This is a genomic window from Actinomadura violacea, from assembly GCF_017573465.1.
Lineage (GTDB): Bacteria > Actinomycetota > Actinomycetes > Streptosporangiales > Streptosporangiaceae > Spirillospora > Spirillospora violacea.
Genome location: NZ_JAGEPF010000008.1, coordinates 52,958 through 70,091, shown reverse-complemented (window position 1 = coordinate 70,091; position 17,134 = coordinate 52,958). Strand labels below are relative to the sequence as shown.

Annotated in this window: 16 protein-coding genes; 6 read left to right on the top strand and 10 right to left on the bottom strand. The window is 73.2% G+C overall.

Annotation, left to right across the window (positions count from 1 at the left end; translation table 11 throughout):
• The first annotated feature begins 91 nt into the window (after positions 1-91).
• Positions 92-433: an MmcQ/YjbR family DNA-binding protein gene (locus J4709_RS13510; RefSeq protein ID WP_208240783.1), complete on the top strand. Its 342-nt coding sequence runs from the start codon at positions 92-94 to the stop codon at positions 431-433.
• On the opposite strand, the gene J4709_RS13505 is transcribed toward J4709_RS13510, so the two are convergent.
• Positions 428-1,429, bottom strand: a complete 1,002-nt coding sequence (locus J4709_RS13505) for an alpha/beta hydrolase (protein ID WP_208240781.1) — start codon at positions 1,427-1,429, stop codon at positions 428-430. The two genes, J4709_RS13510 and J4709_RS13505, sit on opposite strands and share 6 nt — an antisense overlap.
• Before the next feature lie 100 nt (positions 1,430-1,529).
• Between J4709_RS13505 and J4709_RS13500 the strand changes: the two genes are divergently transcribed.
• Positions 1,530-2,075, top strand: coding sequence for a PadR family transcriptional regulator (locus J4709_RS13500; protein WP_208240779.1), 546 nt, complete (start codon positions 1,530-1,532; stop codon positions 2,073-2,075).
• On the opposite strand, the gene J4709_RS13495 is transcribed toward J4709_RS13500, so the two are convergent.
• The 6 genes from J4709_RS13495 to J4709_RS13470 form a co-directional block, all read right to left on the bottom strand.
• Complete coding sequence (locus J4709_RS13495; protein ID WP_208240777.1) at positions 2,072-2,830, bottom strand: translation initiation factor IF-2; 759 nt, start codon at positions 2,828-2,830, stop codon at positions 2,072-2,074. The two genes, J4709_RS13500 and J4709_RS13495, sit on opposite strands and share 4 nt — an antisense overlap.
• 48 nt (positions 2,831-2,878) lie before the next feature.
• Complete coding sequence (locus J4709_RS13490) at positions 2,879-4,741, bottom strand: endonuclease/exonuclease/phosphatase family protein (RefSeq protein WP_208240775.1); 1,863 nt, start codon at positions 4,739-4,741, stop codon at positions 2,879-2,881.
• Positions 4,742-4,827: 86 nt separating this feature from the next.
• Entirely contained in the window at positions 4,828-6,297 is a 1,470-nt protein-coding gene (locus J4709_RS13485) for a hypothetical protein (RefSeq protein ID WP_208240773.1), read from the bottom strand.
• 170 nt (positions 6,298-6,467) lie between these two features.
• The gene (locus J4709_RS13480) at positions 6,468-8,237 is read right to left on the bottom strand and encodes a serine/threonine-protein kinase (protein ID WP_208240771.1); all 1,770 of its coding nucleotides are present in this window, start codon (positions 8,235-8,237) and stop codon (positions 6,468-6,470) included.
• On the bottom strand, positions 8,234-9,025 hold the full coding sequence (locus J4709_RS13475) for a hypothetical protein (RefSeq protein ID WP_208240769.1): 792 nt from the start codon (positions 9,023-9,025) through the stop codon (positions 8,234-8,236). The genes J4709_RS13480 and J4709_RS13475 overlap by 4 nt, the downstream gene beginning before the upstream one ends.
• 23 nt (positions 9,026-9,048) lie before the next feature.
• The gene (locus tag J4709_RS13470; RefSeq protein ID WP_208240767.1) at positions 9,049-9,639 is read right to left on the bottom strand and encodes a hypothetical protein; all 591 of its coding nucleotides are present in this window, start codon (positions 9,637-9,639) and stop codon (positions 9,049-9,051) included.
• 154 nt (positions 9,640-9,793) lie between these two features.
• On the opposite strand from J4709_RS13470, the gene J4709_RS13465 reads away from it, so the two are divergent.
• On the top strand, positions 9,794-10,750 hold the full coding sequence (locus J4709_RS13465; protein ID WP_208240765.1) for a zinc-binding dehydrogenase: 957 nt from the start codon (positions 9,794-9,796) through the stop codon (positions 10,748-10,750).
• On the opposite strand, the gene J4709_RS55560 is transcribed toward J4709_RS13465, so the two are convergent.
• Positions 10,734-11,912 (bottom strand): alpha/beta hydrolase family protein, encoded by a 1,179-nt coding sequence (locus J4709_RS55560; protein WP_208240763.1) that lies wholly within the window; start codon positions 11,910-11,912, stop codon positions 10,734-10,736. The genes J4709_RS13465 and J4709_RS55560 overlap by 17 nt on opposite strands.
• A gap of 155 nt (positions 11,913-12,067) precedes the next feature.
• Here J4709_RS55560 and J4709_RS13455 point away from each other — a divergent pair, with 155 nt between their 5' ends.
• Positions 12,068-13,972, top strand: coding sequence for a TNT domain-containing protein (locus tag J4709_RS13455; RefSeq protein WP_307801213.1), 1,905 nt, complete (start codon positions 12,068-12,070; stop codon positions 13,970-13,972).
• 10 nt (positions 13,973-13,982) lie between these two features.
• Here the strand turns inward: J4709_RS13455 and J4709_RS13450 are convergent, their stop codons facing one another.
• Entirely contained in the window at positions 13,983-14,678 is a 696-nt protein-coding gene (locus tag J4709_RS13450) for a hypothetical protein (protein WP_208240761.1), read from the bottom strand.
• A 66-nt stretch (positions 14,679-14,744) separates the two neighbouring features.
• Positions 14,745-15,638: a class I SAM-dependent methyltransferase gene (locus J4709_RS13445; protein ID WP_307801212.1), complete on the bottom strand. Its 894-nt coding sequence runs from the start codon at positions 15,636-15,638 to the stop codon at positions 14,745-14,747.
• A 115-nt stretch (positions 15,639-15,753) separates the two neighbouring features.
• Here J4709_RS13445 and J4709_RS13440 point away from each other — a divergent pair, with 115 nt between their 5' ends.
• Both J4709_RS13440 and J4709_RS13435 read left to right on the top strand, forming a co-directional pair.
• The gene (locus J4709_RS13440; RefSeq protein ID WP_208240757.1) at positions 15,754-16,098 is read left to right on the top strand and encodes a hypothetical protein; all 345 of its coding nucleotides are present in this window, start codon (positions 15,754-15,756) and stop codon (positions 16,096-16,098) included.
• Between the two features lie 118 nt (positions 16,099-16,216).
• The gene (locus J4709_RS13435) at positions 16,217-17,089 is read left to right on the top strand and encodes a crotonase/enoyl-CoA hydratase family protein (protein ID WP_208240755.1); all 873 of its coding nucleotides are present in this window, start codon (positions 16,217-16,219) and stop codon (positions 17,087-17,089) included.
• The last annotated feature ends 45 nt before the right edge of the window (positions 17,090-17,134 follow it).

Genomic DNA, 17,134 nt, shown 5'->3' with positions numbered 1-17,134 from the left:
GCACCGTCCCGCCAATCTAACAAGATCACCAAGTGCGGGCCGGGAGACGGCCATACTTTCCGGGGCGGCGTGCTGGCCATAGGAGGACACGGTGATCACGGTCGATCAGGTGCGGGCGCTCGCGGTGACGCTGCCCCGCACGTCGGAGCATCTCATCAGGGACCGGGTGAAGTTCCGGGTCGGCTCGATCGTCTATGTCGCGTTCTCGCGGGACGAGACGGTGATGGGGTTCGCGTTCCCGAAGGAGGAGCGGGCGGCGCTGGTGGCGTCCGAGCCGGGCAGGTTCCGGCTGCCCGGCGAGTCGGACCTGCGGTTCAACTGGGTCGAGGCGTGGACGGCGGCGCTGGACGAGCCGGAGATGGGCGAGCTGGTCGTCGAGGCGTGGCGGATGGTCGTCCCGAAGAAGGTCGCCGCCGCGCGCCTCGGCTCATGACGCGAGCGCCGCGCCGAGCGGCGGCGCGGCGAGCGGCGGCGCGGCGAGCGGCGGCGCGGCGAGGCCGGTGCGCAGCGCCGTGAGCCAGTGCCGGGTGGTGCGCCGCGCCAGGTCGGTGTCCGGCGCGTACGCCTCGAACAGGTGCCACGCGCCCGGCACGTCCTTCGTCTCGACGGGCACGCCGGCCTCGCTCAGCCGCCGCGCGTAGTCCAGGCCCTCGTCGCGCAGCGGGTCGAGCCCGCAGGTCAGGACGTAGGCGGGCGGCAGCCCGGTCAGGTCGTCCGCCCGGGCCGGGGCCGCGTAGGAGGAGACGGCGCCGGCCGGCAGGTAGGCGTCCCACATTGCGCGGGTCTTGGCGTGGTTGGTGAAGCGCGGGTCGGTGATGCGGCGGGCGGACGGGGTGGCGAGCCGGTCGTCCAGACACGGGATCAGCAGGGTCTGGAACGCGATGGCGGGCCCGCCGCGGTCGCGCGCCGCGAGGCACAGCGCGGCGGACAGGCAGCCGCCCGCCGACGCGCCCGCCACCGCGATCCGCGCCGGGTCGGCGCCCAGGGCGGCGGCGTTCGCGGACAGCCAGCACAGCACGGCGTAGCAGTCCTCGAACCCGGCGGGGAACGGGTGCTCGGGCACCAGCCGGTAGTGGACGTTCACGACGAGCGAGCCGGTCTCGGCGCAGACGTCGCGCGCCATCGGGCTGGGCCCGTCGAGTTCGCCGTAGCTGAACCCGCCGCCGTGGATGTAGAGGACGGCGGGCAGCGGGCCGGGTGCGGCGCCGGCGCCGGCGTCGGCCGGGCGGAGGATCTGCACGGGGACCGCGTTGCCGTCCGGCCCGGGGACGGTCGTCTCCTCGATGAGCACGGTGCGGTCGTCGGGTCGCATCCGCGGCGCCATCAGCGCCTTGAACCCGGCGCGGGTCGCCTCGATGTCGGCGAGCGGGTCGTCGGCCCTCGGTGCCATCCGGGCGAGGACTCCGGCGAGCTCGGGGTGGACGTTCATGCGCGCTCCCTAACCATCTCATTGATACGGTCTCAGTGGCATGGACGATATGGTCTCGCTGAGACGGTGTCAAGGCGCCGGCGAGCGAGGAGGAGGTCGCATGGAGGAACACGGCGTGCAGGCGTACGCGGTGCTCGGGCTGATCGCCCGGCACGGGCCCATGACCCCCTACGAGCTGAAGGCGCGCGTCGAGGAGAGCGTCGAGCCGTTCTGGCCGATCCCGCACGCGCAGCTCTACCGGATCCCCGCCCGCCTCGCCGCCGACGGCCTGCTCCGCGAGGAGACCGAGGAGGGCGGGCGCCGCCGCCGCGTCTTCCACCTCACCGCCGCCGGCCGCGACGCCCTCCGCCGCTGGCTCGCCGACCCCGGCGGCCCGCGGATCGAGACCCGCGACCCCGCGCAGCTGAAGCTGTTCTTCGCCGACCTCGGCGACCCCGGCGACGTCGTCGCGCTCGCCCGCGAGCAGGCCGCGCTGCACCGCCGCTGGCTCGCCGGCTACCGCGAGCGCCGCGCCGCCCTCGACCCGTCCGACGAGGTCAGGCTGACCTCACGGGCCCGCATCCTCAAGCTCGGCATCATGCACGAGCAGGCGTACGCCGAGTTCTGGGAGCACCTCGCCGAGCACCCGGACGACCTCGACCTCTAGTGCGGCGGCGGCTGCGGGACGATCGCGTTGCCGACGTCGCAGCCGCCCTCTCCCGGCATCCGCTGGATCCGCGACGGCACCCACACGCTGGTACTGCCGGGTGCGACCCGGCCGAGCGTGCAGTCCAGCGCGTCGTCCAGGTACGGGTAGGGGCGGACGGTCAGCGCCACGCCGACCACGTCCCCCTTCCGCTGGACCTCGACGCGGATCCCCGGGGCGAGGTGCAGGGACGCGACCGCCGCGCGGATCTTCGCCTCGTCCACCCGGCCGCCGGACCGGACGCGCGGCAGCGCCTTCCCGAGCCGCTCCGTCGGGATCTCCGGCGCCTTCGGCCACGGCTTGAACGTCAGCGGCGCGCCCGGCGGGCACGCCACCTCGCGCGTCCCGTACCGGCCCCATTCGGTCGTCGTGGAGAACCGCATCTCGTAGCAGCGCTTCACCGTGACCGGCTCGTCGTCGTCCCAGGTGGCGCCGGTGCCGGTCGTGCGGAGCACCAGCCGGATGCCCCGGCCCGCGGTGGACGTACCGGTCACCTTCATGACCTCGACGCCGTCGAGGCCGGCCGCGCGGTGCGCCACGTCCTGGGCCGGCCACACGCGCGAGGTGTAGAGCTTGTCGCCCGCCTTGTCGGCGTTCTTCCGCGCGTCCTTGGCGGCGTCGTCCTCGGCGCTGCCGCCGGACGCGGGGAACGGCGCCCCGCCGCAGCCCGCCAGGGCGAGACCGGCGGCGGACAGGGTGATCACGAGTCGGCGCATGCCACCACGATCGCCCGTCGCCGAACGCGGCGATATCCGCTCAAGTACTCATTGCGCGTCGAGAGTGACCGCGATCGGGCGGTGGTCGGAGTACGCCACCGGCTCGTTCGTCTGGTCGCGTCCGGTCAGGCCGGGCGTGACGAGCACCTGGTCGATCTGCTGGTCGGGACGCGGCGCCGCCGGGAACGTCGCGAACGGCCGCGCGGCCGCCAGCGCGTCGGTCAGCCCCGCGCCCAGCAGCACTTTCCACGGTGCGCTGCCCGGCTCCAGGTTCATGTCGCCCGCCATCACGACCTGCCGCCCGTCGCGCGCCGCGTCGCGGGCCAGCCGGGCGAGCTGCTCGGCCTGCCCGAGGTCCTTCCAGTCGTCCGGCGGCTGCGTGTGCGTCGCGATCACCGTGAGGTCGCGGCCCTTCCACCGCAGCCCCACCTGCAGCGCCTCCGCGCCCGTCGGCCCGCCCTTCACCAGCGGCGTGTTCCGGACGGACGTGACCGGCAGGTCGGTGAGCACCGCGTCGCCCCACACCTCGTCCCCGGCGGGCGCCCAGATTGCGCGCAGCCCGAGCCGCTCGGAGATCAGCCGCAGCGAGTCGCGGCCGCCGTTCAGCAGCCACGCCCGGTCCACCTCGCTGAGCACCACGACGTGCGGGCGCAGCTTCCGCAGCGCGTCCGCCTGGTCGGTGACGGTCATCGTCCCGTCCAGGCCGTAGCCCATCCGCAGGTTGTACGCGGCGAGCCGCAGCCCGCCGTCGTCCACCGGCCGCCACTTCGGCCCCGTGTCGCGCCACAGCGGGACGCCCGCGACCGCGACCACGGCGACCACCGCCGCGCCCGCCGCCCACACGCCGACCCCGTGCCGCTCCGCCGCGCGCGGCGCCCGGACGACCAGCGCCGCCACCCCGAGCGCCGTCACGACCGGGACCCAGCGGTTCGGCGTGCCCAGGTCGTAGGCGGAGTAGTAGGCGAACATCAGCACGACGAACAGCAGCCAGCCGCCCGCCATCGCCGCCCCGCACCTGCCCGGACGGTCCGGTCCGGGGACGCGCACCGCCCAGCCGAGGCACCCCGCGAGCGCGAGCTGCCCGACGACCTGCGCGCCGACCGTCCAGCCCGGTGAGACGCCGTGCACGCCGTCGACCGTCGCGCGGCCCATCGCGAACCCGAGCGCTGACAGCACCAGCCCCGCCGCCGGGACGAGCGGATGCCGCGTCCAGAACCGGGGGCTCGCCGCCACCGCCACCGACAGCACCGCCGTCGCCGCGATCACCGCCGCCGCGACCCCGCCCGACCAGCCCGCGCTCGCCTCAGCGTGTCCAGGGTTGCCGGTGTAGATGCCCCACAGCAGCACGGACAGCCCGGCGGCCAGCCACGCGCGCGGCGCCGCCGGCTCCCCGCCCTCGGTCTCCTTGTGCCGAACCAGCGTGACGGCGAACAGCGCGAGGTAGACGAGCAGCGGAACCCACGGGACGACCCCCGCCCGCCACACCAGGTCGATGCCCTCGATCGCCGCCTGCAGCGCCGTCGACACCGCCAGACCCGCCGCGAACCCGGTCATCGCGGGCACCGGCTCCCGCGCGGTCATCGCGGTGGCGACCAGCCAGACCAGCCCGGCGAGCAACCCGATGCTCGCGGTGTAGAGCTGCGCGTCGCCGCCGTCCGTCGCCTGCAGGACGATCCGCGCGACGATCAGCGCGGCGCCTCCGCCGACCGCCGGCCATCGCGACGGCACCAGCCGCGCCAGCGGCACGGTGAGGAAGGCGGCCACGAACCACGACAGCGCGTACGCGCCCATCACCTCGGCCGGCGTCTCGCCCGCGCTGCCGACCAGCGTGATCAGCGACGGCAGGAAGACCCGCAGCACGTCGGACAGGACGAGGACGCCGAACAGCACGTCGAACCGGATGCGCGCCAACGGGGCCTCCCTCAGCCAGAATGTGAAGGAGTCTCACGTATAGCCCGGTCCGGGCGCAATACCCCGCGGCGATCTTCGCGCGGCCGTCACGCCCCCGCCGGCTGAACCTCCGCCTCCTCCGGCTCCGCCCGCGTCGCCCCCGGCCCGTCCGCGACCTTCCGCCGCCCCCACGCCAGCGCCGCCGCGAAACACGCGAACGGCACCGCGGGCAGCATGTACCGGTAGTCGAAGTCCACCGTGACCGGCGGGACCGCCAGCAGCGTCACCGCCGGTACCCACAGCAGCGCGACCTCCTTGCGCCCGCGCCGCCGGAACATCCCCACGAGCCCCGCCAGCAGCACCGCGGCGAGCATCGTCCCCCGCACGAAAACGTGCTTCTGATAAGCGCGCAACCAGCCCGCGAACGGACCGACGATATGCGTCCTCCCCGACCCGTGCTCGTACTCCCGGACCACCGAGACCCGGTCCCCGCCCCCGACCAGCGGCAGCGGCTTCTCACCCTGCGCCCAAGGCCGCGTCGGGAAGTGGTACCGCGCCTCCGTACCGACCGTCGGATAATGGTGCCGGTTCCACGAGAACGTCCGGACGAAGAAGTCGTAGGAAACGGTCTTCACATAATCGAGCGGCTGCGTCCGGATCGCCCACAGCGCGAATTCCTGCGCCTGCTCGTTGGTCTTCTCGTCGAACGGCTTCCCGTTCGTCCACCCGGTCGGAGAGTTCTCCACCCAGATCTGATGCGACGCCGCGGGACGGCCCTCCGGCGCCCCGTACGGGCACAGATGCGCCAGCTCAGGCGGCGGCGTGTGCTTGTCGCAGTCCGCGAACGTGGACGTCCGCCCCCACAGGAAGATCCCGTCCACGCCGCTCATCCCGAACCGGCCGTAGTCCGAGTGGTACCAGACCGCGTAGCCGCCCAGCGGCACCACGAACGCCGCCGCCAGCACCGCGAACGACGTCCACCGCGCCCGCCGCAGCAGCAGGTACAGCAGCGCGATCACGAACAGCGGCGCCCCCACCGTCCGGGTGACCGCCGCCACCCCCAGCAGCGCCCCCACCAGCCCGGCCCGCCGCCACCCGGCCGCCCCCGGCCGCGCCAGCAGCAGCATCGCCCCGAGGATCAGCACGGTGAACACCGTGTCCGACAGGACCAGATGCTCCAGCTCCGCCTGGTAGGCGTCCAGCAGCAGCGGCGCGACGGCCAGCGCCGCCACCCACCGCCTGACCTCGAAGTTCCGGACCAGCACCCGGTACCCGACGACCGCGATCCCCACGACCGCCGCATGCTGGAGCGCCGTCACCAGCGCCAGGCTGTGCAACGGCTTCAGCCCCCACAGGAACAGCCCGTACCCGGACGGCCTGAGCGGGTGCGGGAACGGCCCGTCCGCGATCCGCAGGAAGTCGAAGCTGTCGTTGAAGAACAGCGCCGGCGGGAACCCCAGCACCACGAACACCCGCAGCACGATCCCCGCCAGCAGCAGCACCGAGAACAACCGGTTGCCCGCGACCGCGGCGCGCACCGGCCCGAACCTCAGGCGGCCGAAAAGAGCGGAGAGCAACACCGGGACCCTAACTGTGGACGACGGCGCCACGATAGCGCCTGTCCCGCGAGCCCCCACAACGATCACCGACCCCACCACCGCCCCCGCCCCCGCCCCGGACCAGCGCCAATCCGCCGCAACGCCCAAAGGTCTCGACCTCGGCGACGCCACGGGACCCGGCCGCCGCCTCAGCCGTCGAGCACCTGGATCATCGGCAACCGCCCCTGTGCGAACGCCCCGGCCGCCTCCGGTGCGATGGGCTTGTTGTTCTGCGTCGTGCGCATCATCTTGACCGGTGCATACGGCGTCACCAGGTACTTCCCGGGAGCAAGGAGGTCCTTGTCAGGGAGAGCGATCGTGCGGGTCTCCGTCCACCTGCTCTGGTACGCGCATTCCGACGGGACGAACGGCTGGGACTCACCGGCTATCGTCCTTGCCGCTGGTAGGTAGACGCCGTCTGCCTTCTTGGGGAGCTCCTTGGCCTTGGCCGGTGGCACGCGGTAGAACGCGATGAAGTCCTCGTTCTTCAAGCCGAGCTGTTCTGACGCTTCGCCGATGCCGAAGTTGTAGGCGTTCGTCTTGGGAAGTTCGCCTTCCTTGCCCAGGCATTGGCGTCGGCCGCCGGGGAGGTAGTAGGCACCGCCCACGGTGCGCGCTCGGAATTGGAAGACCAACCGCACCTCGGTACCGGGCTTCGCTCTCGCGGGCTTGACGGTGATCTTCAAGTCGATGTACGGAGTCTCGGCCGCGGGCATATTCGGCTGGCCGAGGAGGACTCCAGGCCGGGTGAAGGCGGCATGGACCGCGCCATGGCTCTCCCCGCCGACGCCGGGCCCGGGCCAGAAGTACCAGGCGACCGCCGCGGCGCCGACTCCCGCAGCGGCAAGGCCTGCGGCGCCCTTGGTCCCGCCTATCTTGGCGAGCACGCCCTTGGACGTCGAGGCGCCGGCCTTGGCGGCGGCGTCCGCTGATGCCGCACTCTGCATATAGCCCGCCGCGGCATGACTGGCCACTCCCGAGGCCACCGCTCCAACGCCCGTGGATGAGGCGCCGTGGGCGAGCAGCGCGCCGCCGAGCACGGCGAGGGGGACTGCGGTTCCCACTGCCGCTGCCACCGCGCCGAGCGCTATGACGCCTCGCCGCTCCCAATCCGGCCCGTACTCGCGGACGGCGAGGGCCTCGAGTTCGCTGACGAATTCGTGGGCGTTCCAGGCTCGCTCCGCGGGGTTCTTCGCCAGCCCGCGCTGGACGAGTGGACGCAACGGTTCGGGTACCTGGGCCAGAGGTACCGGCGCGGTGGTGTGCTCGGCTCTGAGGGCTTCCGCGGTCGTCCCCTGGAAGGGCTTCTTGCCGCTGACGCATTCCACGAATACGCAGGTCGCCGCGTAGAGGTCCGTCGCGGGAGTGGCGGGCTCGCCCTCCCACTGCTCAGGTGCCATGTATGCGGGCGTCCCGGCCTGGTCCCCTTGTCCGGTCAGGACGGCGATGCCGAAGTCGATCAGTTTGCTCTGCCCGTCGTCCTGGACGAGCACGTTCGCCGGCTTGTAGTCGCGATGGACGACGCCCACCGCATGCGCCGCCGCCAGACCGAGCAGAGAGCCCTTCAGCATCGTCAGCGCGGATTCGGGCGCCAGCGGCTCATCGTGCTCGTCCAGCACTCGCCGCAGCGTCCGCCCGGGCACCGCCTCGAGGACGATCGCGGCTCCCTGCGGCGATTCCACGTAGTAGAAGAGCCGCGCGACATGGGGATCGGCCACGCGTCTGAGGAGTTCGGCCTCGCTCCTGAAGGTCATCCGCGCGCCGGTGTTCGCCAGCAGACCCGGAGCCAGGTACTTGATCGCGACTGCGGGGCCACCCGTGTGATGACGGGCGAGGACGACCCTTCCCTGGGCGCCCGAGCCCAACTGCTCGACCTGGACGTAGCCGGGGACCTCCCAGCCGGGCGAATCGTCCCTCACTGGCTCGTTGTCGTCTGGATCTCACCGACGGTGAGCGGCGTGAGCGGAGAGGTGCGGCTCTGCTGGGGCAGATCCCCGCCGTGGCCCTGGCAGTCATCGCCTTCGCAGGTCCAGTCGATGTTCCAGTTGATGGTCGCGGTGATCTGATAGGCGCCGCCGGGCTTAGCGGCGGACGAGCGCTGGTAGGTGTAGGTGCAGGTCCTGCCGTTCTCGCTGCCTGCGTTCTCGCAGGTCTGGATGATCGTGTCCTGGCCCATGGGCTTGCCCAGGTTCCAGGTGACCGACGCCGGGGTCGCTACCGCCTGGACCGTCTGCGCACCGGCCGACACCTTGTCGGTCTTCACGACCTTGAAGCCGCCCACCCATAGTGAGGTCTTCACCCGCACGTAGGTCTTTCCCTTGGGAGCGGTATGGGCGGAGGGGACCGGGAACGAGGCGGTGGTCAACGCCTCCTCCACCAGCGTTTGCGTGTTGGCCGGCGCCGGGGCCAAGGGGGCGTTGCCTCCAGGCACAGGAGCGACGCCGATGGCCTGGTTGGGGGTCAACCCCTCGGGCGGAGGCGGCGCCACCGGGCCCGAGTCGCCGCCGGATCCTCCACCCGAGCCTCCGCCGCCTCCTCCCGACCCTCCTGGCCTGGTGGACGTCGGATTGCAGACCAGCTTGCCCGAGGGGCTCACCCAGCAGGTCGAGGCGTGGGCGGACGCGGTGACCAGCAATGGGGCGAGCAGGGTCGTCGTCGCGATGACGCCGGCGAGCGTGCGGCGGCCCGTGGGGGTGTGGACGGACATCGCGTGTCCTTCGCTGCGGGAGGTCAGCATGAGCGGTCCCGGGTGGTCGCGGCGACCTTCCAGGTACCCGAGTCGTACTGGACGGTCGTCCGGTAGATGTAGGCGCCGCCTTGCCCTCCGCCTGTCCGTTTGCCCGTCTTGGCGGAGTAGCGGTAGCCGGCGAGGGTGTTCACGCAGTCGATGACGTAGATCTTGCTGCCGTCCTTCGACTGAGCGTAGACACGTGGATTCAGCGTGTTCGTGAACCGCCAGACCTCGCCTTTTTCCTTGGTGGACTGGATGTCCTTGGTTAGTTGGGCGAGGAGGGGGTCCATGGCGACGGCGGGGAGGGCGCTGGGGTCGTTGGTGGCGTAGGCCTGCTTGTAGGCGGCCTGGTAGTCGCGGTAGCGCTGGAGGACCGTCTTGTAGAGCTGCGCGGTCGGCACGGCGGACGGGGCGGGCGCGGCGGTGGCGGGGGCGGTGGCGCCGGTGTCGAAGGTGCCTTCGGGTTTGAGGGCACCGGACGACGGGTGGGACGTGCCGCAGCCCGTGAGGAGGGCGAGCGGGAGCGCGGCCAGGGGAATCGCGGCGCGGCGGAGCCGTGGCGGGGAGGAACGTACCAACCGGGCGCGCATCGCCATCCCTGAGCGGCAGCCGACAACGGGGCGGAATACGCGCGAAAGCTTACAGAGATGGGTGTGGCGAGAAAAGGGATTCGTTGCGAGGCGTTGACCTCGATCTTGGTTGAGGTTGCATGGTGGAGCGACGCAACGTGAGGGGAGGGACGCCGTGCGCGCGGTGTGGCTGAGGGAGTTCGGTGGTCCGGAGGTGCTGGTGCCGGGGGAGGCGCCGGATCCGGTTCCGGGGGACGGGCAGGTGCTCGTCGAGGTGGAGTACGCGAATGTCACCTTCGTGGAGACGCAGATGCGGTCGGGGAACGGACCGCAGCCGTTCACGCCGGGGCTGCCGATGGTCCCGGGGAACGGTGTCGGCGGGACGGTGGCGGCGGTCGGGCCTGGGGCCGACCCGGGTCTGGTGGGGCGGCGGGTCGTGAGCGGGATGGGCGGGTCCGGCGGGTACGCGGAGCTGGCGGTGGTGGACGCGCGGGGCCTGTTCGAGGTGCCGGACGGGTTGCCGTTGGACGAGGCGGTCGCGCTGCTCGCCGATGGGCGGACGGCGACGCTGATGATGTGGGCGGCGCGTCCGGCGGCGGGGGAGCGGGTGCTGGTGGAGGCGGCGGCGGGCGGGGTGGGGACGCTGCTCGTCCAGCTCGCGAAGGCGGCGGGTGCGGTGGTGGTCGCGGCGGCCGGAGGAACGCATAAGGCGGAGATCGCGCTGGGGCTGGGCGCGGACGAGGCGGTCGACTACCGGGAGCCGGGCTGGAGCGAGAAGGTCGAGCCGGTGGACGTGGTGTTCGACGGGGTCGGCGGGGACGTGGCGCGGGAGGCGTTCACGCTGCTCCGCGCGGGCGGCCGGATGGTGAGCTTCGGTCTGGCGAGCGGCGAGTGGGCCGACGTCCCGGAGGAGGCGGCGCGGGCGAGAGAGGTCGCGCTGCTCCGGCCGCGGCCGGAGCCGCAGGAGATGAGGGACGCGACCGAGAGCGCGCTGCGGGAGGCGGCCGCGGGGAGGCTGCGGCCGGTGATCGGGCAGCGGTTCCCGCTCCGGAACGCGGCCGACGCGCATGCCGCGATCCAGTCGCGGGCGACGACCGGGAAGACGTTGCTGGAGGTCAGGGGAGCTTGGTGAGGAAGGTGCGCAGGGCGGCCTCGTAGCGCGACGGGTCGACGTTCCACGCCTCGGTGTGGTCGCCCTGCGCGGCGATGTGGGTGACCATGCCGGGCGGGGCCGTCCGGGCGAACGCGAAGGCGGGGCGGTTGGCGACGACGGCGTCGTCGGCGGTGGTGAACAGCAGCGTCGGCGTCCGCAGCTTGGGCGCGTAGCGGCGCTGGTCGTAGTCCTTCAGGTCGATGCCGATGCGGCGCTGGAGGACGGCCTTGGCGACGCCGGTGACGAACCGCGGCAGGTGGCGGGCGTCGCCCTGCTTGTCGAGGGTGGCGTCCCAGTCCATGACGGGGGAGTCGAGGACGACGCCGCGGACGAACGACGGGTCGTGCCGCAGGGCCGTCATGACCATCGCGCCGCCCATCGACCATCCGTACAGGACGACTCCGGTGGCGCCGTTCGCGCGCGCGTACGAGACGGCGGACGCGACGTCGTTCCATTCGGTGTCGCCGAGGTGGTTCTTGTGGTCGCGGGACTTGGGGGCGCCGACGTCGTTGCGGTACGCGATCGACAGCATGGGCAGGCCGAGGCCGTGGACGGTCCGCATGGCGCGGAACGTCTCGGCCTTGTCGGCGTTGCGTCCGTGCACGGCGATGACCCAGGTGCCCTTGGGGGACGTGCCGGGCAGCAGCCAGGCGGGCATCGGGCCGAGCTTGGTCGGGTATGTGACGTCCTTGAAGTCGAGCCCGAGCGCCGATCGCGGGTCGCCGGAGTAGACCCAGTGGTCGATGCCGGCCGCGTTGCCCTTGACGAGCGTCCCGTGGGAGACGGACACGACCTTCCGGACGACATGGTCCTCGCCGCCGCCGACGACGGGTCCGAGCAGGGCGCGGCCGCCGTGCTTCCAGACCAGCGCCCAGGTGCCGGGCCGCTCCGTCTCGGGTTCGCGGGGGAGCGTGACGGTGCCGGCGGACGCGTCCTCGATGGTGAACGGGTACTCGGCGCTGTGGTCGACCTCGGTGGCGACGCCGGCGAAGTACCAGCCGATGCCGCCGACGGCCGCGCACAGCAGCACGGCGAGCGCGGCGATCGTCGCCATCAGGGCGCGGGCACGGCGCCGCCGCCGCTTGGGGGCCGGGCGGCCGGGCGGCGCGGGGACCTCGGACTCGGGGGCATCGGTGGACACGACATAGGACGTTAGCCCACGTCCGGGTGGGCTCCGGGCGGTCCGGCGGGCATGCCCCCGAGCGTCCGCGAACGGCGGGTCCCGCCGCAATGGGTCGATCCGTGCGGTTAACCTGCCGCTCAGGTTCCATCGGGTTCGCATGAGGGGACGCGCGGGTGACGGGGCAGAGCGAGCGGATCGCGGAGATCGAGGAGCGGATCGTCCGGTTTTCGCGGCAGACCGCGCCGCCGCGCTGGCGCCGCATCGACCTGCGGTGCGCGGCGACCGTGGTGGCGAGCGATGTGCGGCTGACGATGCTGACCGGCGAGAACGCGGTGGTGCCGGCGGAGGTCGTCCCGGACGAGCTGTCGGCGCTGCTGACGGAGCTGCGGCGCGCGCACTACCTGTCGGAGCAGGGCACCTGGTTCTCGATGCTGGCGATCGTCGAGCCCGATGCGGCACTGTTCCTCTACAACGACGAGTTCGACCCGGACTGGGACCCGCCCGCGTCCGTGGAGGCGTGGCGGCGCGACCAGATCGTGATGCCGCGCGACGGTGCGAACGTGCCGGGCTGGCTGCGCGACCGGATGGACGGCCGGGAGCCGTCGGGGCCCGCCGAGTGGCCGGCGCCGGCCGCACTGGACCCCGTCGAGCAGACGGAGCTGCTGGCGGGGCCGTTCACGGTGCTGGTCGCCGACCACGCGCCGCCGTTCTGGGAGCGGATCACCGGGCACTGCCAGGTGGTCGGCGGGCATGTGGAGTTCCCGCCGATGGCCGTGCGGAAGGCGGACGGGACGACCGGGACCTGGACGCCGCCCGCCGTCGCAGCGGGCCTGCTCGACCGGCTGCGCGCCGGGACGCACGCGTTCCAGGGCTCCACGTGGTCCCGGATCGACGTCGAGGTCGTGTACGCGGACGGCGCCGTCCGGTGCCGCGCCTCCTTCACGTACGACGAGGAACCCCGCTGGGACACCGAGCCGTCCGCGGACGACGTGCGGCGCGAGCTGGAGCGGCTCCCGCGCCGCGACGTCCCCGAGTGGATGACGCGCCGCCTCGGCCCCGCGCCGGTCGCGCCTCCGCCGCCCACCCGGTTCGAGAGCCCCGTCCGCAAGGCCCGCGTGTTCGACCGGGCCGGGGCGGACGGCGGGCCGCCCACGGTGTCGCGGCCACCCGTCCCGCCGGACGAGACCGACCGCGTCGTCCGGTACCTGGAGGACGCGCCGACCGTCATGGCGGCCCGGTCCAGCGCCCCCGACCTGCTCGACCCGTCGCGCGGCGAGGCCGTCCCGCTCACCTTCCACACCGACGGCGCGTGGGTGTGGTCGGGCGCCGTCGGCTACTACCTGCGCGAACACGGCGTCGCACCGGAGCCGGACCTGGTCGCGCACATCCGCGCGCACCGGTTCGCGGTCGCGGCCGTCGGCGACGACGCGATGGACGCCGCGACCGCCGCCGCGATGGGACGGACCGCGCCGCGCGGCATCCGCACGGAACCGGAGCCGGAGCAGTGGCTCACGCTCCTGCAGAACCGCCTGGACGCCCTCCAGGTCGACCGCGCGCGCTACCGCCTGCGCGGCGAGGATGAGGGAGCCTGGTGCCTCGTCCAGGAGAAGACGGGCTGGACGGTCTTCCACCTCGAAAACGGTGAACGCACCCGGCAGGCCGCCTTCGATGACGGGGAACAGGCCGCCGCGTACCTCCTCGGCAGTCTCCTCATGGTGGTGCCGCAGCAGCCGACCATAGAGATCCCGTCGATCCAGCCGCTCAAGGGGGAGCCGCCGCTCTCTCTCTTGCGCGACCGCCAGATCACCGAGCTTCCCGCAGGAACCGAGGTGGACCGCTACGGAGGCCACGGCGGGAACACCGCCTACGCCGCGCGCACACCATTCGCCCAACGCTCCCTGCCCGCCGACTGGCAGGAACGCGAGTACCACGTGTACCGGCTACTGCGCCCCTTGCAGGCCCTCACCGGCACGGCCGTCCCGTGGTTCGACCAGCCCGGCGGTGGCACGGCGTACGTCTTCGAGCGCTCGATCGCCTACCTCCTGGCCGACGGCACCCTCCTAGAGGTCCACGCCTGACCCACCGCTGTTAGGCGGCGCCTATGGCGGCGACCAGGCCGAGGGCCAGGGTCAGGTCGAGGTGGATGAACGTCTCCAGCTTCGCGCCCGGCGGGACGTCCGGGTCCGCGGCGATCTCGTCGAGGACGGCCAGCGCGGCGGGGCTGTCGAGGTCGTCGCCGAGCGCCCGCTCCGCCTTGCGCGCGTAGTCGCGGTCCAACGGACGGCCCGGGCCGCGCGCCCAGCCCGCGACGAGGCTGCGCCATGCGTCCAGCCGGGCGGCGGCGGTCATGAACCGGGCCGCCGTCAGTTCGAGCGGGTCCCGGTAGGGCGTCTCCAGTATCGCCAGGCGCGCCGCGAGCGGGTCCATGCTCGCGTTCGCCATGACCGGGTACCAGTCGCCGCTCTCGTACGGGACGAGCATCCAGGGCGCGTCCACGTCGACGTTCGTCGTCGAGGCGACGTAGAGGTCGGCCGCGGGCGGCGGCGCGTCCCAGTCGAGGAGCTCGAACGGGGCGATGTTGTAGTCGGTCCAGTCGCGGTCGGGGACCGACAGGTCCGGCGAGGACGCCACCGGCACCTGGCGCCCGGCGCGCTCGCCGACCCGCCGCAGCAGGTCGGCGACCACGAGCGCGCGGAGCCCGGCCCCCTCGAGGAGTTGGACGCGCAGGACCCGCCCCGGCGGGACCTCTTCGGCCCGCCCGGTGCGATGGTCGTAGAGCCGCATACCCCCAACCCTAAGCAACCCGCGCGAACCGCCCGCCTTCCGGCCCCCGGTCGGCGGGCTCGCCCGTCAGTGCGGGGACGCGTCGGGCCCGGCCGCACCGGCCGGAGCGGGCGCCGGACCAGCCGCGGGAGCAGCCCCAGGCGCGGGAGCGGGAGCCGGCGGCGGCTCGGGCGCCGCGGCGGACGACGGGGCGGGCGGGGCCTCGGGCATCGGCGGCGCGTCCGGCTTGCGGACGGCCGCGAACCGCAGCCGCACGTAGTCGGCGACCCAGCCGGACTCGCGGCGCAGCGCCGGTGCGGCGAGGTCGTTCACCCGGCTGAGCAGCGGCTCGACCAGTTCCGGCGGGACGTCGGCGAGGGCGCGCGCGGCGTAGGCGCGGACCCAGTCGGCGGCGCCGTTCGGCCCCTCGGTCATCTGGCTCGGCCGCTCGGCGTGCTCCAGCAGCCGCAGCGAGAAGCCGGCCTCCTCCAGCTTGGTCGCGTACTCGGCGGGGCTCGGGAAGTACCAGGGCAGCTCGGGCTCGCCGAGGCCGAAGACCCGCCAGGCGGTCTGCATCGCGGCGACCAGCTCGGCGCAGTTGCCCTCGCCGCCGAGCTCGCCGACGAACCGGCCGCCGGGCCGCAGTGCCGCGTGCACCTGCGCGATCACCGCGTCCGGGTCGCGGGTCATCCAGTGCAGCGCTGCGTTGGAGGCGACGGCGTCGCACGGGTCGCTGATGCTGAAGGTGTGCGCGTCGCCCAGCATGAAGGAGACGCCCGGGTTCAGCGCGCTCGCCTGGGCGACCATGTCGGGGTTCCCGTCGATGCCCAGGACCTCGGCGCCGCGGGCGGCGATCTCCGCGCTGAACGCGCCGGTTCCGCAGCCGAGATCGATGATCCGTTCACCGGGCTGCGGGTCGAGCAGGTCGACCAGGGGCGCGCCGTGCGCGGAGACGTACCCGAAGGCGGAGTCGTACGTCACGGCCCAATTCACTGTCGTAATTTATCGGACATGGCTGCGGCGGGTGCGCGGTTCCCCCCGCTCAGGCCCGCCTCGTGACCTGCGTCACCGTGGCGCGTCCCGTATCGTCCGGGCCATGAAGAAGCCCGATGTCGTGCGGATCGTCGGCACCGAGCGGCCGGACGGCCTCGCCCTGCGCACCGCCGGGCTCAACGAGCACGGGCTGCCGGAGTTGAGCGCCGACGGGTTGCCGCCCTACCTCGGCCAGGGCTGGGCGCGCGTTCTCGGCGAGGCGGCGCGCGTGTTCGCCGCGACTCACGACTACCCGATGGAACTCACCCTCGTGCCGGACGTGACCGTCCGCCTGTGGCCGGACCAGAACGGCGGGATCATGCTGCTCCCGCCCGAGGACTACGTGGGCGGCCTGGACGCATGGCGCCGCCACGTCGTGCTGCGGCTGTTCCCCGAGGCCCGCGTCTGACCCGAGCGTTGCGTCTGACCTGAGCCTCGCTTCTGACCCGAGGCCCGGGTCGGGCGCGTCCCCGCCGGACTTCCTAGAATCGGATTCGGAAATCAGCCGGCGCGAGAAGGGGACGCACGTGGCCTACGCCGAGATCGAGTACGAGGTTCAGGACGGGATCGCCACGGTCACCCTGAACCGCCCCGACAAGATGAACGCCTACACGTTCACGATGCGCAACGAGATGCTCGACGTCTTCGACCGCATCGACGCCGACGACGACGTCCGGGCCGTCGTGGTGACCGGCGCGGGCCGGGCGTTCTGCGCGGGCGCCGACCTCAGCGGGGGCGGCGGCACCTTCGACAAGGAGAGGTCGAAGGACATGTTCGCCGGCGAGGACGACGTGCTGGAGGACGGCACCCCGCGCGACGGCGGCGGCACCGTCGCGCTGCGCATCGCGCGCTGCCTCAAGCCCGTCATCGGCGCGTTCAATGGCGCGGCGGTCGGGGTCGGCGTCACGATGACGCTGCCGATGGACGTCCGGCTGGCCAGTGAGAAGGCCAAGTTCGGGTTCGTGTTCGCGCGCCGCGGCATCGTCACCGAGGCCGCGTCGAGCTGGTTCCTGCCGCGCCTGGTCGGGATCGCGCAGGCGATGGAGTGGGCCGCGACCGGCCGCGTGTTCGACGCGCAGGAGGCCCTGGCCGGCGGCCTGGTCTCCCGCGTGTACGCGCCGGACGAGCTGCTCCCCGCCGCGTACGCGCTCGCCCGCGAGATCGCCGACAACACCTCGGCGGTGTCGGTCGCGACGATCCGCCGGCTGATGTGGTCGGGCCTGTCGAAGCCGTCCCCGTGGGACGCGCACGCCGCCGACTCGCGGCTGATGGCCGAGCTGGGCGGCGCCGCCGACGCCGTCGAGGGCGTCACGTCGTTCCTGGAGAAGCGCCCGGCCGCGTTCCCGATGCGCGTCAGCGAGGACCTGCCGGCGAACATCCCGGACTGGCCCGTCCGCTAGCCGCCGCAGCCGCCCGTACCGCGCGCCGCCCTCCCCCGGGGCGGC